Below are 24,712 nucleotides of genomic sequence, written 5' to 3'. Positions count from 1 at the left end.
TGTTCACCTACTTTTCTTGTCTTTAAAGAGAATCTATTCAACAAATATAATATACCTTATTTTACCGAAGTAAACCTTATTACTTTATCAGCGTGTATTATCAATTCGTTCATTAATTATTCCTCGTAATTCATTTTACCCTATCTATCATCTTTGAGTGGCTTACAATAAAAAGGAATCAAAAGCGATAAATCCATCCTGTGCATTAGTAGCTCGTTCATCTTTAATTTCGCCATGACGATGGCAATGAATTCTGAAGATACTTTGCGATAGTGGTTTTCCCGGAACTCGATTCACCATTCAGAATATTTACGTCTACCATTTCTTTAACCTCTCTTTTGAGTATATTCTTAAGGGTTTCTTATGTCGTAAGGTACACCTTAACGCTATTTCACAGATGAGTTAATTCAGAATAGACGTCCATTACTTAAAGAGATTTTCACATTTTGAATTGGGGTAATGTTAATTCGTTGTTGTTATTCAAATATAACACGCTCTATGCAGAATAATAAATTTGAAGTATTCATTATATGCAAATCGCGTTTGTTTTTTATAGCCTTTAACTCCTTTTTGCGTCCATAATAAACAAAAATAAAAGGGCTGCCTCAATAGTCCCTCCCCATCAAGTTTAAAATACAATTTGTAAGTTCCTAAATTTTCTTCATTCTATATAATTGGTAAAAAAGTAATGATGTAATAAAAACTATATTGGGTATAAGAATCCTTACTCCACGCATCAATGAAAAGACCAACACTATTCAAATTTAGTTCTAGCTTACTTTTGAAGATGTTATTCGAAAACGTTATTTTGATTTTTTTATTGTTAGGTTTGATATACGATTTTCTACTTTCTGTCATGAAGCTCTGGCTACAAATTTCAGAACTGCGAATATTCCTCTTTTGTTTGCACATAATAAGTTAGAACACCAGAGTTAAAAACGCATGTATTACCTTCAAGGAAAAAAAGAGCCTTAATCCTGGGCTCTTTTTTTCTTCACCTAATATTTGACTTTCCATTTTTATTACAGTAATTGGAATAAAGTTAGTTGGTCGGAATCAGGAAGGAATTTTAGTGTATATAAATATGTATATCATGAAAAGCTTCTCCTCCTAAATTAGGATAGATCTGTAAATGCACTCATATATAATTGGAAATTCCCATGTACCTATCTTTTTGTTAGGTTTTGCCTAACTTCACATGCCTTGGGAAAACCCATTCAACACGCCTATGGTGAGCTCGATAAGGGGAGGCACGCGAACCCACTTGCTGGATTGAGAATGCCTTCAGCACTTGGTTCAACAAGGAAATTTCGAATCAATTTATTGCTTTAACCAATTTCATTGAAAAGGAGTGTCATTTCATTAATTCAAGCATAATATGAACCTACCCATGTAATACCCTCCCGAAATAAAAGGGGGATTTGAAATGTCAGATGGAGCTGGAGTTGGTGGATACGGCGGCGGAGGCGGTTTTGCCTTTGTGGTTGTTCTGTTTATCCTCCTAATCATTGTTGGATGTAGTTGTGCCGGCGGTTTCGGCGGTGGAGGCTTTGGCGGAGGCGGTTACGGCTACGGCGGTTACTAATACTTCCCCAAAGGCATTAACAAAAAGGAGTCCTTATTGTTGGGGCTCCTTTTTGTTGCTCCAAAAAGGAATTCCTAACCAATACAAAAACGGATTAAGTAACATAAATATGGAAAAAAACCATGTATCTACCCAAAGTGAGTCATTACTTTAAGAATGGTAATGAGTATTTATTCAGGGTATCCGCTAATTCTTGTGCCATTTGAAAAACTTCATATGTAGTAAGTGTTTCATCTTCACTGTAGAAAGCAACATCGATATCACTGTCTTAATGTGTATTGTTTTTTGCATAAGAACCAAAGACAATAATGAAAACTGTATTTATTCTTTTTATGAGAGTATCTTGAATGGTTTGAAACATCTCCGTATACACTTGCTTATACAGCTTTCTCTCTTTCACCTTTTTTGTTTCTTTACTGTTGTTGATGGCTTCCTCCTTACCATCCAAAACAGTTTTTCTTTTCTTTTTGGTTCTAATTTTTAGCAATTCCTTGGTATGGTGAATATAGTATCGAGAGCAAGGCATTCACCTTTACGTATGGGCAACTGTAAAACCAGCTGCCTTGCTCCGCTTATTTCCCATTACATGTCAACTACAAACGAAAAGTCCTGTAATGAATAAGGGAACTCCATAATTAATTAACGGGTTCTCTTTACGGGGAGTTTTGTAATAAAAACACCTATTTTCGCACCAGTTCCAACAAATGCTTCGACACTAAAAAAAGTTAAAACGCAAAAAGAGCATCGATTTTCGATGCTCTCAGATTGTCGACAAAGGGGGTACGGAATGGTCGCATTCCGTACCCCCTTTTTGATTTTCCTTTAGTTTTTACTCAATCTAGGTAAAAAATGACCCCTACCAGGTGTTGCTTAGGCCCTTTCGGGACCTACCCAAGTCCAGTTTGCTATCTTCTTTGCGTTCATGGCAGCGAAAGTAAGCATCGCCTGCATCGACAATTTTTTAAGTCCCCTTAACGTTGTCCAACGCATGCCATGCTTTTCTTTTGCGTCTGCGAATACACGTTCAATGGTTTCTTTACGTTTCGCATAGACGGTTTTTACTTCTTGGTGATGCCGTAGGTGCTCAGTTTCTTCCATATAGGCTTGCCAAACATGGCGTGTCACCACTTTTTGATGGTCTTTGCTTTCTGTACACTGTGCCAAAAAAGGACATGCTGCACAGATGTGCTTCGGCGATTTGTACTCGCGATAGCCCTCTTTATTGGTTGTCGAGTATTTCAAGACCTCTCCCGCCGGGCATAGGTAACAATCATAGTGTTCATCATACACATACTCGTGCTTACGAAAGAATCCTTCTTTCGTACGTGGTCGTGTATACGGCAAAGCAGGTGTCATCTTGTTTTCTAGCAGGTAATTCGTAATCGCAGGTGTTTTATAAGCGGCATCTGCCGCAACAGCTTCTGGCTTTCCAACATGTTCAACAACTTGTTCCACTAACGGTTCAAACATATGACTGTCATGTGTATTACCCGGTGTTACAATCGTACTGAGGACAAATCCGTTTCGATCCGAGGCTGCATGAAAGGAGTAGGCAAACTGCTTGGTCCGTTCATCTTTTACGTAATACCCGCTTTCTGGATCCGTTGTACTTTCTTTGATTTCTTTGGATTCTTCTTTATTAAATTTATCAGGAGGGAAGGGCTTTTTCCCGTGATCTTCACGGTCTTGATTGATTTCCTCTTGCAGACGTTCTTGATAAGCGCGTGTTTCTTTTCGAACGACTTTCTTTTCAAATTTGCGCTTGTTCGCGCTCGCTTTCACATGCGTAGAGTCAACGAAAACGTGCTCTGCACTAATTAGCTTTTTTTCCATGGCCGTCTTTAAAACACGATAAAAAATCTGTTCAAACAGCTCTGTGTCCTTAAAACGGCGTTCGTAGTTTTTCCCAAATGTAGAGAAGTGCGGCACTTTATCATGAAAACCGTAACCCAAGAACCAGCGATAGGCCATGTTGGTCTCGATTTCTTCTATCGTCTTACGCATGGAGCGAATACCAAAAGTATATTGAATGAATGTTAACTTTATTAGGATAACTGGATCAATACTTGGGCGGCCGATGTCTGAATACATATCTTTCACCAAATCGTAAATAAAAGAGAAATCAATGGCCGCCTCTATTTTACGAACTAGATGGTCCGCAGGCACCAGTTGGTCTAAAGCAACCATTTCGATTTGATCTCGTTGAATGGAATTATGTTTAGAAAGCATGGTCATCACCTCAAGATTGGATTACCTCTATTTTAAAACAAAGAAGACTGTAGGCAAACCCGCTTTTTCGGGTTTGTCTACAGTCTGAGAGCATCGATTTTCGATGCTCTTTTGGTATGAAAATGTTTTAAATGTTGCTCATTTAATCCCCATATATTCAATCTTAGTCCAATTCACACTTTTATCCATTTCATATGTCTCTGAGGACTTCTTATAATTCACTTGTAATTTATCGTTGGTAATCCATTTGATTTGAAATTGGTTATCTGAAACAAATGTTTTCCAGATTTATTCGGTAGCTCCTCATCGACATCAAAAAGTGATAACTGATAGGATTAGGATGTTCCTGTTGTAGCACCACAATCTCGCTGAAAAATATAAGCTACTTTATCTTCATTCGGTGACCGTAACTTTTGAACAATCTCGTTTCCACACATATCTCCAAATAGTTTATCAAGTATATAACTACCCGAAAGATAAAGACCGAAAAGAACTATTGCTATTATCAAAAAAAGGTTTTAATTTCTTCACCCATTTATTTTTCATTGTTTCGACCTTTCCCTATTATGAGTTAACGTAAATATATTATATCTTTAATATCAAAAACTTTATCTGTAAGCCCTAATCGTTGTGCGGGTGTTAATCTTTGTTTATCTCCAGACTGGGGTATCGCCAACATTTCGGAAATTTTGTACGCTAAGCAAATTCAAACATAAAAAAGTCGAATTCCCTGTTCGTTAAGGAACCGGCTTTTTTATTTGACTTCTTCAAGTAAAGTTACTTTAAGTGTAAATCTTCACAATATGTTTCTTAAATCAAACAAGCAAAAAAGCGATGCCTTTAATTAAGCATCACTCTCGTAAATTGAATATAAATTCACTTTTTTTCCATTACAGCAAAGTAATTATTTTCACTATCTGCAAAATTAAAGACTCTACCTGAAGGCATATTTACAATTTCTCCGACTGTAACGTTTTTGTTTGATTGCGCCGCTGTGATACCCACAGGCAAATAATGCCTGTAGCTGCATCCGTAGCCTGTCCTTTATCTTTGCGATCAATAATTAGAACCTCAACACCCATTTTTGCTAACTGATAAGCTATTGATGCCCCAAGAATGCCAGCCCCAACTGCCATACCTTTTTCATACTGCAATACTCTCTCCCAATATCTTTATAAATTCCTATCCTATATTATAACTAATGGTCCAGGTAATTATAAAACAACCGGAGTGTACTCGGTAAAGGGAAAGATGTCTTGCATGTCCAGCTTAAAATTGTGTTGTAAACATAAACGTTGGCTTTGGGCAGCTGCCCCCCGCCTAACCAAAACTGGATGAAGCGTCCTATATGTCCATCTCCCACCATTTTTGTTCTTCTTGTTTCATCTGTTTCTCGGTTTGCTGAGGATAGGCGGTCCGGAATTTATGATGGTCAGCTGGGATGATTTCTACCATTTTTGCAATCATATCTTCCGGGTCAAACTGGTTGTTTAAGCCCTCTTCCGCCTTTTTTATATCCTCTTTTCTCGTGAAGTTTTTCTCTTCATCGTACCATTTCCATAGCTCTTCTGCCGCGCGATCATTAAAACCTGTCTTGAAGGAACCAGGGTTAATGGTGGCAACTTTTACTCCAAATCCTTGAAGTTCCAACTGAAGAGTATGGGCAATTGCTTCAATCGCGTGCTTTGTAGCGGCATATGGACCGCCATATGGAGATGCCAAAATTCCAGATTCTGAACTCATAAAGACGATTTTTCCGCTTCCCTTTTGAACCATCTTACGTGCAGCTATCTGTACTGTTTCCAAGGTTGCGAAAACATTTACCTCAAAGAGTGCCCGAAATCGGTTCATCGGCACTTCCCCGAGCGGCCCTCGTTCATTAATGGCAGCATTTGCAACAAATACGTCAAAATCATACTTCTCTATCTGTTCCAGATCCAAAGGGTTCGTAATATCGACTTTAATCACCTCTATATCCAGTTCCAGGTCATTTGCTTCCCGCAGAAGGTCTGTTTTTTGAGAAGTAAGCTCTGTAGTGGCAATCACACGGTGACCTTTTTTGGCGAGACCAATTGCTGCGCCTCTGCCCAGCCCGGTGCCTGCACCAGTAATGAAAATTGTTTTGTCCATGTTAAATTCCTCCATTCGAAATAGCATGCCAATTTATTGTTCCCAATTGTAGTAAGGGCAAACCGAACATGCGCAACTTTACCATTCGATTCCTGCAGGATTAATGATGGCGTCGCTGTAAAAAAACCGGCGGTGATATCTTTTTATCTGCTGTAGTGCTATACCGTCTATATGTACCCGGTCGTATAAGAGCATATCGCCTGACAGTTGCAATATAGGCCTATGGCCCAACCAAACAGAAGATAGTAACCCATAAACCTGCAATATTGAAAATTTATCATCGTACATGCATTTGAGTACATAAACGAAATTCATCACATCTTTATTTATAATGAAGATGATGAAAGAACGGATAGCTATAGAGCTGAAAATATGCTTTGTGAAAGAGGATGGGTTCGAAATAATTCACATGATCCAGTTTATCTCAAATATTGATCTGGTAAGGATTTTTTTTACAAAACCCTTGGCTACCAGGAGCAGCTGAATTTGTGCAAAGTGGTGGGATGTGGTGAACAAAGTTGATTTTCAGACATAAAAAAGACCCCCAGCCAAATTGGTTGAGAGCCTTTGAAGCGTTCATTGTTGCGAAGGACTCGTAGTACCTTGAGACGATTCTTCATATCAACATTTTTATGCAGCATAATTTCCGCCCAAAACCGGTTCATATCCGTTATATCAGCAATAAACTGTATATCTAATTGTTCATTTCGCTCAAAAAGTAGTCCATCACCTTAACAAAGCTTAACAATTCTTAGGAATTCTTAGCACTGCTGGATTATTCAAACCACTCCCTTCGCCGGGATATTTCATTATTTTAAGGGCTATTTTAGCATTAACTTGAATAACAGTTAGTGAGACATAGAAAGAGCTTGCTTCCAATAATTTACATAATTATGTTAAAATAGTTCCTTCCGTGCTTTCACTTTGCGCAAATCGATGGGTTCCTAGACTTTATCATGGAACCAAAGGAGTGATAATGATGACAACAGCAAAAGAAAACCAAGAGATTCGAAACCTTATTAAACAATCCCAACTCTATTACTGGGAAGTTTGAGAACAGCTAGGGGTACATGAGAAAACCTTTTGCCGATTATTACGAAGAGAATTAGCTAGCGAGAAAAGGATTTTAATAGTAGAAGCAATCCAATTGTAAAAATCACAAACACGCACACTCAATAATTAAAATTTGGAGTAATCAATATGATCATAAAAGGTACTAATGAAGAGGAAACATTTATTGCAAAGCGAAACCATGATTTACTTGAGGCTTCAGATCTAGAAATTATATACGTAGGACCGTATGGAGTTCGGCAGATTTATATTTCTAAAGATAGAGAAGGAACTTTTGGATTTTCAGTCAATTCAATGGACAATCATAAATGTTAACCCTAATGGTGATTATTTTTTTACCACCAAGAGTTTCAAAAATTCCAATAAAGTGCTTAAGAGGAAATAGAAATCGTTAAATTAAATTGAAAACTCACTAATATTATTAATATAGTTTTCACTTAAGTTTTTATTCGGAATCCATTTTATACTAGGAGTTGTGGAAAGTGAGGTTTCCAGCGCTGATTTGTACTTTTATATGGAGTGATGGACGGCTTGAAATTGGACTTGAAAATTTAAAGAGAGGAATGATTTCCATCCCTCCTGTAACCAGTTTATATTAATCATGTAAAACCTTTATTCCAAATTGCTGTGCTGTTTAAAAGCCTGGCTGTTATCGACGTGATTTAAATCTGCATACAAAAGGCAAATGGTATCAAACACAATATGGGCACATTGATCAAACAATGAACCAAGAGGCTGTATGGTTTCCGTTTCACCTTCACGGCGGAATTTAGTCGCAGCAGGGATGTGGACAAGATGGCTTGAAGATAACCCTAAGCCTGATTCTTTTTTGGTTGAAATGCCAACAACCTCGCAGTTAATTGATTTTGCTTTTTCCGCAGTCCATACTACACTTTTAGTAGTGCCTGAACCGGAAACGGCTACAAGTGTATCTCCTGCACCAATGGAAGGTGTAATCGTTTCTCCAACAACAAAAACAGAAGCGCCCAAATGCATTAATCTCATGGCAAACGATTTTGCCATGAGTCCCGAACGTCCTTCGCCAATGACAAAAATCCTGTTCGAGCGCTTTAATAATTTAGCAATTTCAGATAAATTCTGCTGATCAACTTGAGCAAGCACTCCATCCATTTCTTTTAATATGATTGTTGTTTTATTCATTTCCATCACCCTCCATTGATTCAATAATACGTTTGAACTGTCTTGCAGCAGCTGCGGGATCTTCTGCTTTGGTGATGGCTGAACCAACAATGGCTACTGCCGGATTCAGATTTCTCATTAAGGCTGGCAGCGACTCGGGGGTAATACCGCCTGCAGCAGCGATTGTAACAGCTGAAGACTCTGCAGGCTGTGGCCGCTGATTTGGGCTGCCGCCTTCTTCCAGCTCATCCCGGCTTGTATGATGACAGAAGATCCCGTCTTTATATTTCATCAAATCTGCTTTTTGATCTGCAGATGTATTTAATAGGTCAATCATTACACGCTTGTTCAATTTGCCGGCTGCGTCAAAGCAGGCATCAATGGTAACCTGTGGCGAAACTCCCATTACAGTAGCCACATCTGCACCTGCCTCAAAACACATTTCAAACTCATACCTGGCATTATCTATGGTTTTGCAGTCTGCAACAATGATTTTATGGGGAAAAGCTTCTTTCAGCTGTTTTATGCTGTCTATGCCAAATTCCTTTATAAGAGATGTGCCAACCTCTATCCAATCGACAGAATCCTCGGCTAATCGGGTAATTCGGATGGCTTCCTTTATGGTTAGTCTGTCTAAAGCCAATTGCAGTTTCATTATCAATAACTCCTTTAATTTTAAAGTAAACCGGTTTAGTAAATAGGCAGGGAGATTCCTAAAACACCTAAACAGGCAAATTCTATCATTTGCCTATTTAGATGATTCCCTCCATATGATGCTGCTTGGGAAAATGACGGTTTCAGGATCCACATCTTCCTTGTTGATCTGTTTATATAATATTTCTGCAGCCTTTTTTCCCATTTCATAAGCCGGCTGGGCAATCGTTGTTACTGGTGGATCTGCCAAATGGGCGAAAGGAATATTATCAAAAACAATGAGTGATAAATCCTTTCCTATTTTAATACGTCTTTCCTGCAGGAATTCCAGCACTTCAAGGAAAACCAAATCATTTCCGGCAAATAAAGCTGTCGGCGGTTCTGGCAGATCAAACATTAGAGATAAATGTTTCTTAAGCTCCTTTATTGGAGCATTTATTATATATTCATCTTTAATGGCAATATCTGCTTCCAGTAAGGCTTGTTTATAACCAGCCAGCCGCTCAATTCTGGGGCTAATGGTTAATGGCTGAAAGGCTGCAGCTATTTTATGGTGTCCGCTTTCTATAAAATGCCTGATTGCTTCATACGCGGAACTCTTATTATCCGTAACAATAGAAGGCACGTTAATTTCTCCTGCAGATCTATCCATGAATACTACCGGATAGCTTTCTTTCTCCATCACTTTGTAAAGACCGGCATTTTGTCCAGTCGGAAAGATAATCAAGCCATCAACTTGTTTTGCGCGAAGCATTTCTATATAATTTTTTTCTTTTACCGGATCATCATCTGCGTTGCATACTATTGCATGTATGTCATGATCATGAAAATAGTCTTCAATCGAACGGCTGACTTCTGTAGAAAAGCGATGTACGATATTCGCAACAATAATTCCGATCATGGATGTTCTTTTTTGTTTGAGGCTCCTTGCTAAATAATTAGGCTGATATTCCAATTTTTCAATAGCCAGCTCAATTTTTTTCTTTGTTTCAGTTCCCATGTATTCATAGCGCTTATTCAAAAACTGTGAAACAGTGCTTTTGGAAACACCAGCTTCTTTGGCAACATCGGCCATGGTAGATTTTTTCATTGCATCTTCCTCTTTCATTAATCCCTGGTTACATTTTATCCCACTTTAACCGGCAGTGAAACCCCCGCAATGGAAGTTTCACTTTTTCCTGATTCCCGGTAATTGTCTAGTTGGCTTGGCTTGAACCGGCAAAAAGATTTTTGCGGACATAAAAAGTAAGATACTAAAAAAATTGAAACCTAAGTTAGAGGAGCTTCTTGAAAAATTGGTTCACTTTTTGCAGCCTGCATAAATCTCTTGGCATTCAGGCAAATTTGTTCTAAGTATCTATCGGTCATTTCTTTTTTTGTATCCACTAATGTGCTGCCGGCTCCAATTGCAGCAGCCCCTGCTTTTATGAACTCACTCGCATTTAGGAGATTTATCCCTCCTGTCGGCATCAGCGGGATATGCGGGAGCGGACCTGCAAGGCTCTTTAAGTATTCTGGCCCCCCAACATTTGCGGGGAAAACTTTAACTAAATCTGCTCCATATTCATAGGCACTCAGAATTTCCGTTGGAGTAAATGCACCTGGAACACTGATCACTCCATACCTCTTTGCCATTTCAATCGTTTCTCTTTTTAAAGAAGGAGAAAAAACAAACTGCGACCCGGCCAAAATGGCTTCTCTGGCTGTATAAGCATCAAGAACAGTACCTGCGCCTATCAGCAGCTTATTGCCGAATTCCTCACATAGCTTTTCAATTATTTTCATTGCTTTGGGTGTTTCCATTGTGATTTCCAGTGCCGTAACTCCCCCAGCCTCCAATGCTGAAGCTATCGGTAAAATATTTTCGGGTTTAGCACCTCTTATAACTGCTACTACCGCTCTTTTACGTATTTCCTCTGCTCCCATTTCTGCAGCCTCCTTATTGTTTTCCCCTATTACAGCATTCCATTTATTAAGCGCTTACTTTAAAATTCTTTTTCTTTGAGGGAGTTTTAGCTCCCCTTAATGCCCAGATAGTCAGCAAAGCCGATAAAAACAAGGATCCGGCCATAAAGATATAAGATGCTCCGAATCCCCCGGTTCTTCCATTAAGAAATCCCACAATATAAGAACCAAGAAATGAGCCTAATGCCCCCATGCTGTTGATTAAAGCCATAGCACCTCCTGCAACATTCCGCGGAAGGATTTCAGGAATGATGGCAAAGAATGGTCCATAAGGAGCGTACATGGCACCTCCTGCAATTATCAATAAAATAAATGAAAGCCAGAAATTGCTTGTTCCAACTAGATATGAGCCATAAAAAGCAATGGCTCCGATTAATAAAAACGGCCATACAAATGCTTGGCGATTAAGTGTTTTGTCAGAGAAATAAGACGAACCAAGCATTAATAACACAGCCAGGATATAAGGAATGGATGATAACCAGCCGATTGTGACGATATCCATATTGGGAGCCGCTTTAATGATGGACGGCAGCCACATAACAAAACCATAAACACCGATGCTCCACAAAGCATATTGCAGACTGAGCAGGATCACCGTTTTTGATTTAAATGCATCACGGTAATTTTTAACTTCCTGCATTCCCTGCTGTTCTTTTAACAGCTCCTCTTCAAGCTGCAGTTTTTCTTGCCTTGAAAGCCATTTTGCATCTTTCGGTTCATCTTGGACTACCTTCCACCATATAAAAGCCCAAATCAGTGCTGGAAACCCTTCAAAGATGAACATCCATCTCCAGCCAAAGGAGTTTAGTAAATATCCGGATAAGATACTCATCCATAAAACAGTTGCAGGATTACCCAATATAAGAAACGTATTAGCACGCGATCTTTCTGCTTTTGTAAACCAATGGCTTAAAAAAATGAGCATGGAAGGCATTACAGCACTTTCCACGACTCCCAGCATAAACCTGATGACGAATAAAAGCTTAATATTTGTTACGAGTCCTGTTGCCGTTGCTAATCCGCCCCATAAAATTAATGACCAAAAGATAAGCTTTTTTGCACTTTTATTATCAGCATAATAGGCACCTGGGACCTGGAAAAAGAAATATCCCAGAAAAAACAGAGAGCCCAATAAAGACGAGATGCCTGGGGTGATGTGCAGATCTGCCGCCAGGCCAGAGGCAGCTCCGAAGCCGTAATTGGCCCTATCCAGATAGGCCAGGCTATATGTAATAAAAGCAATTGGAATAAGGCGCAGCCATCTTTTTTTAGAAAGAGTATTTTTTTGCATCATTTCATCTTCCCCCTATTAATGATTTATTTAATACATCCTTCAGCTCGTTCTTTGTGGGATATCCGTCATTATCACCAGGAGATTGCACAGCCAGCGAACCAATTGCATTTCCTCTTAATACAGATTCATAAACAGATAGATTTTCAAGAAGGCCGCTAATTACACCGACTGCAAACCCGTCTCCCGCACCCACTGTATCTATCACCTTATCAGCCTTAAAAGATGGGATTGTTCCTTTTTCTTTCAGTGATTCATAATAGGCCCCATTTTCGCCTAATTTAATTACAACAAGCTTAACGCCTTTTTCTAAGTAAAAGCTTGCTATATCGCCAGGATCCTGGAACCCTGTCAATATTTCCCCTTCTTCAATTCCCGGAAGAAAGTAATCCGCTTGTACTGCAATCGTGTTTATTTCTTCAATCATTTCCTGCTTTGAATTCCACAAGGAAGGACGAAGATTAGGATCAAAGGAAATCGTGTTTTTCTCTTTTTTCATAAAAGATAACGCTTCATGTGAAAATTCCCTGGCGCTTAGTGATATGGCTAACGGTATTCCTGTCAGATGCAAATGCCTGGCTTTGCTAAAGTACTTTTCGCAAAAATCGGATTTTTCCAGAAAACTGGCAGCTGAACCTTTTCTAAAATATTGCACTTCCGGATTTCCCTCATCAACTCTGGATTTAATCTGAAATCCAGTTGGATGATCTTCATCCGGCAGTACACAACTGATGTCAACGCTTTCAGATTTAAGTCTCTGAATGATAAAGTCCCCAAAGGCATCTCTTCCCACCTTGCTTGCCCATCCTGCACGAAGGCCGAGCTTTGCAAGCCCTATAGCTACATTTGTCTCAGCTCCTGCCAGTTCACGATTAAACTGTTTTACTTCATGCAACGGGCCTTTTTCTGCAGCAATAAACATCGCCATAGCTTCTCCAAAGGTAACTACATCTAATTCCTTCATGCTAATGACCAGCTTTCTTTGTTGGATTTTTTCATAAAATCTACATAAACTTTTGTTCTTTCTTTTGGCTTTATGGGAAATTCAAGGGCTATTGGTATGTCTGATGGTAATTGCCTTAAGAAATTCCAATAATCTTTTCCTTCCAAAGAAATTGGTTCCGTTATCAGCACTCCATTTCTTTCTGCAACCGATTTAAGATGCAGATAAGACACATAAGGGGCAAGCTCGATAAATGCGGCTTCGGCATCTTCACCCGTGTAATGCCAATTCCCTGTATCAAATGTCATTCTGACAGGTACATCGTATTGATAAGCGCTTTCAAAAAAACGGACTAACAAATCTTTCCTCCCTCCATAAAGGGTTTGATCATTTTCGATAAGCAATTGAATTGGAATGTGCTTTGAAACCACTTCGTTTAATTTTTGAAAATCTGATTTACTTGGTTTAAAGCGGCCCAGCGACACTTTTAAAAATTTTGCATTCAAGTCAGCTGCTTCGTTAAATACTTGAGTCAAAAGTTCTTTATTTAACACCTGATCTTCATTCCATAAGTAAATTGGAGCCGAATAAACAGCAATCAGCTTTCTTTTTTTTATTTCCTGCTGAAGTTTTTTTAAAGGAGGATCTTTTTCAAAATTCAATAACTCCCTGCGTATTTCCACTCCATCTGCTCCTGAATCAGCAATAAATTCAATAAACGCTTGCTGTCCCAGCTTTTGTACATCTGATTGTTCAAATGCATTCAAATGAACAATAATATTGCTCATTTGATCTGCCCCTTTAAACCGGTTTAGTAAATCGATTTATTTGAATTATATAGATAATGTAAGCGCTTTTTAAATATTTTTTTATTTTACTTTTAGTTCATTTATCAACCTGAAGCAAAATCCACTTAAAAAGAGAATCCTGGTATTCTCCTCTTAGTTAAGGCAAGTTATGTTATTTAGTAAATTAAGGATATGGAAGGGGAAAATATATTCTATCGAGGTATAAACTAAAATATATATATTATAAAAAAAAAGCCTATCCCTCAATAAGGAAATCGGCATTTTCTTTTGGAAATTCAGTATTTAAATAGTGTTCTTCAGCTTTCCAGTATCTATTTTTAAATTTTTCGGTTTTTTTTTGAGTTTCCGCATTTTCCCGAAGAAACCTTTTTTCTTTAGAGCAATCTAGAAACACGAGTAAATCAAAGTGGTTTCTCCATTCTTCTCTTTGCAGGAATACTCCTTCAATAATGATTACACATCTCTCTGGGAGATTAATATCGCGAAATTCACAATGATCCCTTTCTTTATCATAAAACGGAAGACTTAGCGTCTGTGCGGATTTTAGTTTTTTGAAAAAATGGTGTGACAGCCATTTTACATCCCACTGCAGGCTGTAATATTCGTACCACTCTTCTTCTCCTGTGTTATACCGCTTTTTTCTTTCCACAATATGATCGTCAATATGAAAAATAACATATGAAATATTGTCCTTTTTCAAATAGTGACTTAATTGATTCACCAGCGTTGTTTTGCCAGATCGGCTTAAGCCATCAATTCCAGCGATATAACGATTTACTGTATGATTTTCTTTTATCTGCTTCCAAAGAATATTGATATCATTTTCCATTTTTCTTTCTTCCCCTTTGTTAATTGATAGGTTAATTTGTACAATCAAATTTTACTGATTGGGTTAGATAAACTACCCTTCTAAGATCCTGTAATAATCACAGAGCACTTTATAATCAAATTAATTTATATATTTTTAGCAGAAGTTTATATTAGTAATGACTTATGATTAATCAGGAGGAACAGATATGAAATACATCGTTATAACCGGAGCGAGTTCCGGAATTGGTTATGAAAGTGCTAAAGCATTTGCAGCGCGCGGAAAAAATCTGATTATCATTGCCCGCAGAAAAGAAAAACTGGAGGAATTAAAATCGGAAATTGCCTCTTTTAACCCAGCATTAGATGTAGTCATCATGACCGCTGATTTGTCTGTTGCTGAAAATGCTCATGATTTGTATGAAAAACTCCGGCGTTATGAAATTGAAACCTGGGTTAATAATGCTGGGTTTGGAAATTTTGCATCAATTGCTAACCAAAACCTTGACAAAATACAGACCATGCTGCATCTGAACATTGAATCTTTAACCATATTGTCATCCCTATATGTCAGGGACTATTCAAATTTTGATGGTGCACAGCTTATCAATGTTTCTTCTGGAGGGGGATACACCATTGTTGCCGATGCCGTAACTTATTGTGCCACTAAATTTTATGTAAGTGCATTTACAGAAGGACTTGCCCGGGAACTTCAGTCACAAGGGGCTAAATTGAAAGCTAAGGTCCTTGCTCCTGCTGCAACGGAAACAGAATTTGCGAAACATGCTTTAAATAAAGATGACTTCCAATACGAAGGTGCGATACCGAAATATCACACATCAAAAGAAATGGCAGGATTCTTGCTTGATTTACATGACAGTGAAAAGACGGTAGGCATTGTAGATGGCCTTACCTACGAATTCCAGCTAAAAGACCCGCTCTTTAATTATGCTGAAAGGTCTTCAAATAGGGATTGACAGAGGTATTTAACCGATAAATAAGTCTTTGATCACACGCTGCCAACATCGAGATTCACTGCCAGCTTTCTGCTGGAGGTTCAGCGGTTCCCCTCCGCTCGCGATTCCTGGGTATCTATAACACGCATCTTCCGATCCATTCATCAGCAGGAAAATTTTTCAAAACAATAATTAATTTTGCCTGCTTGATTTTTTTAAGTAAATGATTTATATTAATTGAGCCATCAACAATTGATAGGTCAACTAATATTAAATTAAAAAGGAGGCATATCTTGGCCGATTCATGTTCTGAAAAAGCTCTTATTCTATATGCTTTGCATGAGCTGCACAAACAGGTTAGCCCAAAATTCGAAAAGTGCACCGGCATAAGCCAGTCACGCCTGGATTTATTGCACGAGCTTTGCCAGGCTGACGAAATCAGTCAAACTGCTCTTCAAAAAGAAGTCAATATTGACAGTGCCGCCGTTACCAGGCATCTAAAACAGCTTGAAACTGCAGGCATGGTATCAAGGCGAAGAAACCCGGATGATAATAGAATCACATTGGTCAAGCTCACAGATCATGGACGCAATGAAATTATTTCCATGCGTGATGAAAAAGCATACTTTGTAGCTCAAATGCTTGATGGTTTCTCAAGCGAAGAATGCAATCAGCTTTTAGATATGCTTAACCGAATGCAAAATAATATTAAACACATCCGGTCTTAATCTGAATTACTTTCATAAAAGGAGAATACATCAATGACAAACACAACATACATCAACGACTTTAAAGAAATCATTACAGGACGCCGGTCCATTAGAAGCTACGATCCTTCGGTAAAAATCAGCAAAGAAGAAATGGAAGAAATCCTTACAGAAGCGACTCTTGCTCCTTCCTCTGTTAATATGCAGCCATGGCGTTTCCTCGTCATCGAGAGTGTGGAAGCAAAAGCGACATTAGCGCCGCTTGCCCGCTTCAATCAGCCACAGGTTGAAACATCTTCAGCAATGATCGCAGTATTCGGAGATCTTAACAACTTTGATTATGCCGAAGAAATATACAGCAAAGCAGTCGAAATGGGATTTATGCCGCAGGACGTTAAAGAAAATATGATGAATAGCCTTACAGCTCATTTTTCTTCTCTTGCTCCGGAAGTTAATAAAGAGTCCGTTTTAATTGACGGCGGTTTAGTATCTATGCAGTTAATGCTTGCCGCCCGTGCCCATGGATATGATACTTGTCCGATTGGCGGATATGAAAAAGATAAAATTGCCGAAGCTTTTGGATTAGACAAAGACCGCTTTGTGCCAGTAATGCTGATTTCAATCGGCAAAGCAGCAGGAACAGGCTATCAGTCCGTCCGCCTTCCGCTTGATAAAGTTGCACAATGGAAATAAAAAAGCAGCCTGAACTAGCGGCAGTTGTAAAATGCTGCGCAGGCTACAAATTGAAATGTGCACGAAATAATGCTGAATAATGAGCTGCAGCACTTCTCTACAGTGCTGTAAGCTACACTGAAAGGAATGTTAATATGTTAATCATTCACGCAGGATTCACTATAGACTCAGCAAAACACGAGGAATTCTTAAAAGAAATCTCACCGCTCATCGATGCTTCAAGAGCCGAGGAAGGAAATATTTCTTACGACTTATACAAGCACACAGAAAAAGAAAATGTATTTACAATGGTAGAAGTATGGCAGGATTCGCAGGCTGTTGAAAGCCATAATAAAAGCCCGCATTTTACATCTTTTACAGCAGCAGCCGGCAATTTTCTGACTGCTCCATTAGATGTGAAAGTTTTTAACGGAGAGCCCCTAAAAAGATAAATTCAGCAACATTACTCAGCAGCTGCATTAGCATATTACTTTTGCAGCTGCTGAGTTTTATTGTATTAACCTTAAAAAGCACTTTTCGTTTACTATTCTTTCAACAGGATTCCTCTCTTGGAAATTTGTCAATCAATACGATTATGGAAGCTCTCCGGCCCTAAATAAACGCCCTCCCTGATATACTCTCTGCTGTGACATGCCATTTTCGGCCCATTTCAAAAGGCTCGCTGCCGTAAAATACTGTTTTTTGTCAATGTATATATACGACATCTTTTCACTTGGTTCAGATTCATTTTTTTCAGTATGTAAAATGACCTCCATCTCCGGGACAGTTATACCTAAAACCTTAGATGCTTCTTCGATTGTAAGTAGGTAATGCCCCTTATTCTGCTCTTTTGTCTGTGAATTAACAGAAACCATACTTGGCTTTGCGGAAACCAAATAACCTCCAATAATAATGCCCAACGATATTATTAGTGCTGATATCCAATTATATTTATTTTTCATTATCACTTACCTTTCTTAGAGAAACAGTTATTATGAATAAATTGGTTATGATACTTATCTCTGTATTATAACTTGATATGGTTAATTATGGAATATATAGTTTTCACCAAAAGGTTATTGATTAATTTGGTTCAATAAACATCCGTATTATTAAATTTTGAATTACAAGTATTTTAAAACTCATGTATACCCTAGAATGTTCTTCGAAACAGTTTCAGAACTAAAATTTCACATCATCTTTCTCCAGTCCTTTTCTAACAGACTAAAGGTAACAATATCCTCATAATGGTCATACAGCCACTGTCCGTCCCTTTTTATGCCCTCCGCAGTAAATCCGAGTCTTTCAGGCACCTTCATGCTTTTTGTGTTGCCTGCTGCACATTGTATTTCGATTCGATTTAACTTCAGTTCATCAAATAAATATCTTGTTAAAGATTGTATGCATTTGGTGATAATCCCATTTCCTTGTGCATTTTTAGACAAAAAATAACCTATGCCCGCTGTCTTATTGTTCCAGTCAATATATTGCAGACCAATCATGCCGGCTAATTTTCCATGAAATCGGATACCAGCATCAAATCCATTATTATTTGCATAATTTGTAAGCCATATAGGAATGATGGATTCAAAATCCGCTGCTGATTTTCTCTTATCTACCCAGAGCAGCCACTTCCTCAGATGCTCTCTGTTTTCATCAATAAGCTGGTATAATTCTTCTTTATGATGCTGCTGCAATAGCTCTATTTCAATCTCTTTATCTACCCTAAACGAAAACATAGGCAGTTTTCCCCCTTGTCTGCTAAAAGAAGTATTGCTTTAATTTTATATAAGCACCATCCGTGTTTGCCTGCATAAACTTATCTGTACAAATAAGTTTATGATAAAGGATGGAACATAAATGGCTGCAAATATTGATTATTCCTCTCCTGCCGCACAATTCACCTATGATGTAAACAAAAGCAATACATTTAAAAAAGATAAGCGTAACTTCATTAATGTATTAGGAATTAAACAATTGAACACGCTTGATAATGTATCTTTGCTGGACATTTTTTTAAGCGCGAATAATGTAATTGAGCCACACTATCACCAAAATGCTTCTGAACTCGTTTATTGCATTTCGGGTTCTGCTGTTGTTTCCATTTTCAACCCATTTACTAAACAACTTCAAAACTATCCCATCAGGCCTGGGCAGGTTGCCAATGTCCCACATGGCTGGTGGCATTATGAAGTGGCTGACGAGAATGAAACACATCTGCTTGCCATATTTAATGCATCCGAGCCTGAAGTTATTTTAGGTTCAGACCTGCTAAAGTTCACACCTGCAGATATTATGGCAAAAACCTATTGTATGGATGAAAATCAATGGAAAAAGACTATAGCACCTGTACAGCCCAATACATTTATCGGTCCTGCCAAAAATTGTGCCGGCAGACATGATTACGGGAACTATTCCCGCTATCATAACCAGCAATATTATCAGAATCCCCCTATGCACCCATATGAACCATACAATTACCCCCGCTGACATCACATATTAAATTAATTCACTTCCCTCTGTATGATGAACGAATCATACTAAAAGCAGCTGCAGGCGGGCCATTTTTAAGATGATGCCGGATGATATCAGCGCACTCTGCCGGTTTGTGAATGGATGTGTCTATTTCAACATCATAAATTCCGGGGACATGGACGGCCTCCTGCCATAATTCAACAGGAGGCGGCACTTTTCCGTCCGCACCATATCCTTTTTGCCATGTCTTAATTCTTCTCTGCATAACAACATCGATAGGACAAAACACACCGGCAAATAATACTGGAAGCCCCTCCAAAATGTTAGCGCACATTGGAAGAATTCCAAGCGGCTGCGAATAAGCATTATGGTGTCCTACATCACAAACAACATGAATTCCAAGCCTGCTGTGGCTGGCAATCGCTTCATACATAGCCTGGTAAAGGTTCACAATGAAAGGCTCGAGATCTGGCCGCTCACCTCCGGGACGCAGCCCTATTCCCGGCTGAAAGCGTTCCGGAGTCATTTGCATAAAATGATCTGTGCCCAGGTTCATCCATATCCCCTCAAAGGTTTCCTGGATAACCGCTGCTATACTGGACTTTCCGGATCTTGGAGTCCCATTTAGGATGATAATTTGTCCATATTTTTTTACCGGCAGCATTTCGTCCCTCCTTATTTAAATAGTTATCTAATAGCAGAAATGAATAGATTTTCACGAATGGGGTAAATCAAATTTGAAGGGGTGAACAATATGAACAAACAAAAAAAAGAATTCGATTACTCGCTTGATTATGACAGCATAGATTTCCGCAAGCATCCAGAATTGTACCGTGTAGACCGGGGGGAGCAGGGAGTCTTGATGGTAGAGCCCTATAAAAGTGAAATACTTCCCCATTGGCGTTTTAAAACTCCGGAAATAGCAGAAAAGTCTTCAAATAAAATTTATCAGCAGTTCCTCGACTACAAATCCAGCAAAGATTTCGTCGGTATGGACATGGCGAGAAAATTCCTTCAGATGGGCTATACAAGGGCTCGCCGCTATACCAATTATAAAGGAGGAAGAAAATATAAACAGGACGGCGAAGTGAAAGAACGGCAAAACGATCCAGTCAAAGCTAAATCAGCAAGCATCTTCATGGAAAAATGGAAGCTGGCAAGAGAGGATCAAGATTACCTCGCACTGAAGAAAATGCATTAGGAGAAATATGGCTGAACTATAGGACAGGGGCACCTGACGTATTACAAGAATGCCATCAATACCTGATTGCCTCATTTAATTAAAGTTCAGTGTTTCTTCTGCAAAACCAAATATCCCCTCTATTATTTATAAAAAGGATTTCATCCTTAGATACATTACAACTTTTAACTTATCTAATTTACAAAAAAACAAACTACTCTGATAATTAAATTTAACACAATAACCATCAAAATAATATGCCTTTCTTCAAGCTCCTATGCAGCTGATGAACAATATGAATTTCTTTTAAGAGCCCTAAGCCGTGAGTTATCAAATGACGGATGGTGAACAAGAATGATTGGATACGAGACGGGGAAGTTTTTTATTTCCTGCCATCTTTATCTTTCGGAATGCCTTAAAAAACTTGTATTACTTTCCTCTTTTTTCCATAACAATCTTTGCGCAAAATCACACATACCAATCACTTCTTTTTGTCCGGCATGGTCCCGCTACGTCCTCCTTCATTTGAACAGTGTCAAGTGATGGCCTTCTGAGAATATCAATCGTTGGTTTACTTCACATCCAGCAAGCTCTGTGTAGTTTCCTTAGCACTCTGTCTTCCAAGAGGCTAGATTGTTACATTCTAAAACAATGGTTTTCTAACTGTTAATTAAAACAATAAACATTCGTTATTAAGATACTTAACGGTCTACTCCATCTTTGAAATGCTTATTCCAATTCTTATCTCCCTTGTGCTCAATGTCTTCCGCAGTTTTTTCCAATTCCTGAAAGATAATATGTTTCAATTCAGCTAAATGCTCTTGAAAACTCGTTTCCTCTGTAGGATCTGGGCTGATCCCTGCTACAGCGTTTACAGCCACTAACCTTCTATGTTCTTCATTCAGCTTATCTATCGCTTCAAAAAGGTGGAGTGTGTACTTAGCCAGATCTTTATGCTGATCTGGGAGCCTTTCCTGGAACTCTTGAATTTTTTTAAACATTATTTTTCCCCTTTCGTATTTTTTCTTTAAGGCTGCAAAATGGGTAAACTGCGCTCTTAATATTCTCATCCATTTAAGTATGCATACGCAATTCACCATATTTCTTTGAATCTGTTTTGTTAACCCTTCAAGATGGCATTTACTTATTAACCAATACTTGCTTCGTCCCCTTAATGCTGTTCTCCACACAATTAGCCGGCAGTGAAAGAAATCTGCAGTTTGGCCAAATGGCTTAAATAGCAAAATTGTGGAAAAAGCCATTGGCGTGCTTATGCATAGCAAGGTTTCCCTTCCCTATGCATTCTATTTCCCAAGAATCTTTTCCATTATAAGCATAATAAATAGACCTCCATGAATGACTGAGTGCTTTTTGCTTTTCAAAACAAAAAAGCCCCCTGTTCAAAACGGTCTTAGCCTCATCCCTTCTTCATATGCAAAATTAACCTCTAAAAATAACGGGTCCTCCGTTCTCAAATATCTTGAGAATTGTCTGATAGGAATTTATTAATATGCAATTCAATCTACCTTATGTTTATTCATCATGCAGAAAGAACCTGTTTAGGATTATAATCACCAAGTTGTATTTCTCTGCAGGCTATTTTCATTCAGATGATTTTAGGCTGGTTTCAACATTTCTAATAATTTACACATAAAAGGGCAGCCAGTTCTTCCGCAAACTGGCTGCCCCGCTGAGCAAAAAGAAAGCAATCAAAGCAATAAGACTGCTTCCAATATTTATGGTACTTTACCTGTCCAAACGATGTCTATCCTTAATTTTTTACTTAAATAGAATAATTTGTAATTAAAATGTTAAGCCACATATTTTACATCATAGTAAATGCCGGGCAGGAATATCAAGATCATTCCTTGCATATTCATTTATAATGAAAAGCCTGTACGACAGGCCCAGCGTGTCGTTTATAGAAGGGGGAAATTCCATGTTCAAGGAAAAATTGCAGCTTGCTATACTAAAAGAAATAAAAACGGGCAATAAAAATTTCACAAGGCAGAAACTGCAATTCAGCCCAACTCTTCTGAGTGAAATTATTTTTGATTTAGTGAAAAATCGCTTGATAGCAGATGCAGATTTTTACAGAGACGGAAAATATGACCTATCCACTGCAGAGCTTACTTTAATCGGCGAAAGGTACCTTCATGAGCATTCTGATATGCTTTGTGATTACAAAGGGCTCAGCAGTATTGAAGACTGGCTGAAAATAGATATCAAAAGAGGCTGATCAAGGGACTTTTCCCTCAAACAATATAAGCGGATCATGAATTTTTTAGTGCCATTCCCGCTCTTTAGGCCTGCTGTTTTTCTTGTTCTTCCAGAAAGCTGCGCATTTTAACAAGATATTCCGGGCCATCAAGCGGATCTTTTACAATCATTTCAATGATCGTCAATCTATCCGCATCTTCCGCAGCTGAAATTGCATCCTCCAGCTCTCCATTTGTTTCAGCACTCTTATACAAGGCACCTTCTCCAAAAATTTCAGTCAGTTTTTCGTATTTCCATTCAGGAATATTATTGTAATCTTGGTTTTTTGTTTTTACATTTAAATACTTTTCAATTGTATATCCCTTGTTATTCAAAATAAATATAATTGGCTTGCAGCCATTTTCCAGCATAGAACTAATCTCCTGGACTGTAAGCTGAAGCGAGCCGTCGCCGGTAAATAGCAGGACACGCCGATTTCCAGATGCCATGCAGGCGCCGAAAGCTGCCGGTATTCCATAGCCGATGCTTTGCCATCCTCCCTGGGCTATATAAGATGCCCCTTTTGGCAACTGGATTTGTGATATGCCATAAGAAAATGTCCCTGTTTCAGCGACAACAATGTCATTTTCCTTAAGGCTATTTTTTATTATAGGATAGTATGTTCTTGCCTCTAAGAGCTGTTCTCGTTCAACTGATGTACTTTCGTAAGGAAATGAAGGTTTTACTGCTGGCTCAGTATCTTGATACTGCAGTTCCATCAGGGAAAGAAGCATATCACCGGCCAGGATGTTCATGTATTGTGCTTGTCCCACTTTTACTGAACCTGGATGGATTTCAATAATATTCTCCTGATTTAATTCAGCAGTAAAATTGGCGGTATTAACATCTGACCAAACCGGACCTATGATAAAAAGGCATTCAGCTTCTTCAATAATCCGTTTCACGGACTCACTGCCGAATTGGCCATTATACATTCCAATATACAGAGGATGAGTTTCATCAAAGCCTCCCTTGCCCTGCATCGTTTGGGCAACAGGCAGCTTTACATGTTCTGCAAATTCCCTTACTTGTTTTTTCAATCCAAAACGCATGGTATCCCTATCAGTTAATATGGCAGCATTTTCGGCATTTTCCAGAAGCTTCCCTGCATGATTGATGGCGGCCTTCAGAGACTCTTCATTTGTTTTCAGAGGCTCATCTTGCTGTCCTGAAAGTTTATGGATTGGTTTTGTGACCAAATCAATACTGACCGACAAATACACCGGCTTTTTTGTTTTCTTTGCCGTCAGTATAGCAGCTGGGATTCCCATGCGGCATTTTCAGGCGTTAATATAGCTGTGTATTCAGTAATATTTTCATACACCTTCCTGAATACATCATAATCACCGTCCATAAGCGTATGGTGCATCAGTTTTTTTGATTGCTGGTCCCCTGATTTTGGTGAACCGACAATATGGATAATAGGCACACTTTCGCTATAGGCCCCTGCGACAGCATTACATGCGCTCATTTCTCCTACCCCAAACGTCGTAATCATTGCTGAAATTCCTTTTTCCCTGGCATATCCATCAGCCGCGTATCCTGCATTCAGCTCATTTTTCGCGTTAATGAATGTCATGTCATTTCTATTTTCCAAAGTATCTAAAAGGGTAAAATTATAATCACCCGGTATCCCGAATATATGTGTAATACCTTCTTTTTTTAAGCAATCAAATAAAAAATCGCCAAGAGTGGCGTTTTGATTAAAATTTTGTAAAGATGACAAATTAATTCCTCCCAGCTATTTTTATTATTATATACCACTGGATATTTCCGCTAATCCGGTTTATAGCATAACAAAAAAAAATAAAACATTTCACCCTTTAAAATGTATAATTT

The 24,712-nt window shown here is 38.5% G+C and carries 24 protein-coding genes and 3 pseudogenes; 9 read left to right on the top strand and 18 right to left on the bottom strand.

What is annotated here, in order from left to right:
• Window positions 1-223 precede the first annotated feature (223 nt).
• Window positions 224-322, bottom strand: coding sequence for a phosphotransferase-like protein (locus ACN6MY_RS11955; protein WP_419880408.1), 99 nt, complete (start codon window positions 320-322; stop codon window positions 224-226).
• A gap of 1,104 nt (window positions 323-1,426) precedes the next feature.
• On the opposite strand from ACN6MY_RS11955, the gene ACN6MY_RS11950 reads away from it, so the two are divergent.
• The gene (locus ACN6MY_RS11950) at window positions 1,427-1,585 is read left to right on the top strand and encodes a YjcZ family sporulation protein (RefSeq protein ID WP_419880407.1); all 159 of its coding nucleotides are present in this window, start codon (window positions 1,427-1,429) and stop codon (window positions 1,583-1,585) included.
• Window positions 1,586-2,455: 870 nt separating this feature from the next.
• Here the strand turns inward: ACN6MY_RS11950 and ACN6MY_RS11945 are convergent.
• The 4 genes and pseudogenes from ACN6MY_RS11945 to ACN6MY_RS11930 all read right to left on the bottom strand — a co-directional run bounded on the left by ACN6MY_RS11945 (window position 2,456) and on the right by ACN6MY_RS11930 (window position 5,944).
• Window positions 2,456-3,814 carry an IS1182 family transposase gene (locus ACN6MY_RS11945; RefSeq protein ID WP_419880406.1) on the bottom strand — a complete coding sequence of 453 codons (1,359 nt, stop codon included), beginning with the start codon at window positions 3,812-3,814 and terminating at the stop codon, window positions 2,456-2,458.
• 876 nt (window positions 3,815-4,690) lie between these two features.
• A pseudogene (locus tag ACN6MY_RS11940) lies at window positions 4,691-4,795 on the bottom strand (VOC family protein); the annotation flags it as partial.
• Window positions 4,795-4,950: pseudogene (locus tag ACN6MY_RS11935) on the bottom strand (FAD-dependent oxidoreductase); the annotation flags it as partial. The pseudogenes ACN6MY_RS11940 and ACN6MY_RS11935, both read right to left, overlap by 1 nt.
• A gap of 208 nt (window positions 4,951-5,158) precedes the next feature.
• A complete protein-coding gene (locus ACN6MY_RS11930) occupies window positions 5,159-5,944 on the bottom strand; it encodes an SDR family oxidoreductase (RefSeq protein ID WP_419880405.1) in 786 nt (261 codons plus the stop codon).
• A gap of 1,200 nt (window positions 5,945-7,144) precedes the next feature.
• Between ACN6MY_RS11930 and ACN6MY_RS11925 the strand changes: the two genes are divergently transcribed.
• Window positions 7,145-7,330: a hypothetical protein gene (locus tag ACN6MY_RS11925; RefSeq protein ID WP_419880404.1), complete on the top strand. Its 186-nt coding sequence runs from the start codon at window positions 7,145-7,147 to the stop codon at window positions 7,328-7,330.
• A 297-nt stretch (window positions 7,331-7,627) separates the two neighbouring features.
• On the opposite strand, the gene hxlB is transcribed toward ACN6MY_RS11925, so the two are convergent.
• The 8 genes from hxlB to ACN6MY_RS11885 all read right to left on the bottom strand — a co-directional run bounded on the left by hxlB (window position 7,628) and on the right by ACN6MY_RS11885 (window position 14,646).
• Window positions 7,628-8,176 (bottom strand): 6-phospho-3-hexuloisomerase, encoded by a 549-nt coding sequence (hxlB, locus tag ACN6MY_RS11920; RefSeq protein WP_419880403.1) that lies wholly within the window; start codon window positions 8,174-8,176, stop codon window positions 7,628-7,630.
• Complete coding sequence (gene hxlA / locus ACN6MY_RS11915; RefSeq protein ID WP_419880402.1) at window positions 8,169-8,810, bottom strand: 3-hexulose-6-phosphate synthase; 642 nt, start codon at window positions 8,808-8,810, stop codon at window positions 8,169-8,171. The genes hxlB and hxlA overlap by 8 nt, the downstream gene beginning before the upstream one ends.
• Before the next feature lie 93 nt (window positions 8,811-8,903).
• Complete coding sequence (locus ACN6MY_RS11910) at window positions 8,904-9,899, bottom strand: LacI family DNA-binding transcriptional regulator (RefSeq protein WP_419880401.1); 996 nt, start codon at window positions 9,897-9,899, stop codon at window positions 8,904-8,906.
• Window positions 9,900-10,078: 179 nt separating this feature from the next.
• Window positions 10,079-10,735 carry a bifunctional 4-hydroxy-2-oxoglutarate aldolase/2-dehydro-3-deoxy-phosphogluconate aldolase gene (locus ACN6MY_RS11905; RefSeq protein WP_419880400.1) on the bottom strand — a complete coding sequence of 219 codons (657 nt, stop codon included), beginning with the start codon at window positions 10,733-10,735 and terminating at the stop codon, window positions 10,079-10,081.
• Between the two features lie 46 nt (window positions 10,736-10,781).
• Window positions 10,782-12,065, bottom strand: a complete 1,284-nt coding sequence (locus ACN6MY_RS11900; protein ID WP_419884149.1) for an MFS transporter — start codon at window positions 12,063-12,065, stop codon at window positions 10,782-10,784.
• 4 nt (window positions 12,066-12,069) lie between these two features.
• On the bottom strand, window positions 12,070-13,029 hold the full coding sequence (locus ACN6MY_RS11895; RefSeq protein WP_419880399.1) for a sugar kinase: 960 nt from the start codon (window positions 13,027-13,029) through the stop codon (window positions 12,070-12,072).
• Window positions 13,026-13,796, bottom strand: coding sequence for a sugar phosphate isomerase/epimerase family protein (locus ACN6MY_RS11890; RefSeq protein WP_419880398.1), 771 nt, complete (start codon window positions 13,794-13,796; stop codon window positions 13,026-13,028). The genes ACN6MY_RS11895 and ACN6MY_RS11890 overlap by 4 nt, the downstream gene beginning before the upstream one ends.
• 256 nt (window positions 13,797-14,052) lie before the next feature.
• Window positions 14,053-14,646, bottom strand: a complete 594-nt coding sequence (locus tag ACN6MY_RS11885; RefSeq protein ID WP_419880397.1) for a kinase — start codon at window positions 14,644-14,646, stop codon at window positions 14,053-14,055.
• Between the two features lie 187 nt (window positions 14,647-14,833).
• Here ACN6MY_RS11885 and ACN6MY_RS11880 point away from each other — a divergent pair, with 187 nt between their 5' ends.
• The 4 genes from ACN6MY_RS11880 (at window position 14,834) to ACN6MY_RS11865 (ending at window position 17,411) form a co-directional block, all read left to right on the top strand.
• Window positions 14,834-15,601, top strand: coding sequence for an SDR family NAD(P)-dependent oxidoreductase (locus ACN6MY_RS11880; protein ID WP_419880396.1), 768 nt, complete (start codon window positions 14,834-14,836; stop codon window positions 15,599-15,601).
• A gap of 272 nt (window positions 15,602-15,873) precedes the next feature.
• Window positions 15,874-16,308: a MarR family winged helix-turn-helix transcriptional regulator gene (locus ACN6MY_RS11875; protein ID WP_419880395.1), complete on the top strand. Its 435-nt coding sequence runs from the start codon at window positions 15,874-15,876 to the stop codon at window positions 16,306-16,308.
• A 33-nt stretch (window positions 16,309-16,341) separates the two neighbouring features.
• Window positions 16,342-16,980 carry a nitroreductase family protein gene (locus ACN6MY_RS11870; RefSeq protein ID WP_419880394.1) on the top strand — a complete coding sequence of 213 codons (639 nt, stop codon included), beginning with the start codon at window positions 16,342-16,344 and terminating at the stop codon, window positions 16,978-16,980.
• A gap of 134 nt (window positions 16,981-17,114) precedes the next feature.
• Window positions 17,115-17,411, top strand: coding sequence for a putative quinol monooxygenase (locus ACN6MY_RS11865; protein ID WP_419880393.1), 297 nt, complete (start codon window positions 17,115-17,117; stop codon window positions 17,409-17,411).
• Window positions 17,412-17,552: 141 nt separating this feature from the next.
• Here ACN6MY_RS11865 and ACN6MY_RS11860 read toward each other — a convergent pair whose 3' ends face one another.
• Window positions 17,553-17,921, bottom strand: a complete 369-nt coding sequence (locus ACN6MY_RS11860) for a hypothetical protein (RefSeq protein WP_419880392.1) — start codon at window positions 17,919-17,921, stop codon at window positions 17,553-17,555.
• Window positions 17,922-18,149: 228 nt separating this feature from the next.
• Complete coding sequence (locus ACN6MY_RS11855; RefSeq protein ID WP_419880391.1) at window positions 18,150-18,698, bottom strand: GNAT family N-acetyltransferase; 549 nt, start codon at window positions 18,696-18,698, stop codon at window positions 18,150-18,152.
• 121 nt (window positions 18,699-18,819) lie between these two features.
• On the opposite strand from ACN6MY_RS11855, the gene ACN6MY_RS11850 reads away from it, so the two are divergent.
• Window positions 18,820-19,449 (top strand): cupin domain-containing protein, encoded by a 630-nt coding sequence (locus ACN6MY_RS11850; protein ID WP_419880390.1) that lies wholly within the window; start codon window positions 18,820-18,822, stop codon window positions 19,447-19,449.
• A gap of 19 nt (window positions 19,450-19,468) precedes the next feature.
• Here ACN6MY_RS11850 and ACN6MY_RS11845 read toward each other — a convergent pair whose 3' ends face one another.
• Entirely contained in the window at window positions 19,469-20,098 is a 630-nt protein-coding gene (locus ACN6MY_RS11845; protein WP_419880389.1) for a chloramphenicol phosphotransferase CPT family protein, read from the bottom strand.
• Window positions 20,099-20,188: 90 nt separating this feature from the next.
• Here ACN6MY_RS11845 and ACN6MY_RS11840 point away from each other — a divergent pair, with 90 nt between their 5' ends.
• Window positions 20,189-20,635, top strand: a complete 447-nt coding sequence (locus ACN6MY_RS11840; protein ID WP_419880388.1) for a DUF4385 domain-containing protein — start codon at window positions 20,189-20,191, stop codon at window positions 20,633-20,635.
• Between the two features lie 680 nt (window positions 20,636-21,315).
• On the opposite strand, the gene ACN6MY_RS11835 is transcribed toward ACN6MY_RS11840, so the two are convergent.
• On the bottom strand, window positions 21,316-21,615 hold the full coding sequence (locus ACN6MY_RS11835) for a hypothetical protein (protein ID WP_419880387.1): 300 nt from the start codon (window positions 21,613-21,615) through the stop codon (window positions 21,316-21,318).
• A 938-nt stretch (window positions 21,616-22,553) separates the two neighbouring features.
• Between ACN6MY_RS11835 and ACN6MY_RS11830 the strand changes: the two genes are divergently transcribed.
• On the top strand, window positions 22,554-22,853 hold the full coding sequence (locus ACN6MY_RS11830; protein WP_071351986.1) for a hypothetical protein: 300 nt from the start codon (window positions 22,554-22,556) through the stop codon (window positions 22,851-22,853).
• A 64-nt stretch (window positions 22,854-22,917) separates the two neighbouring features.
• Here ACN6MY_RS11830 and ACN6MY_RS11825 read toward each other — a convergent pair.
• Window positions 22,918-24,614 (bottom strand): annotated as a pseudogene (locus ACN6MY_RS11825) (alpha-keto acid decarboxylase family protein).
• Window positions 24,615-24,712: the final 98 nt, after the last annotated feature.

The organism is Peribacillus sp. B-H-3 (assembly GCF_048572925.1).
Lineage (GTDB): Bacteria > Bacillota > Bacilli > Bacillales > DSM-1321 > Peribacillus.
The sequence above is the reverse complement of the archived record's forward strand: the minus strand, read 5'-3'. Positions and strand labels throughout refer to the sequence as shown.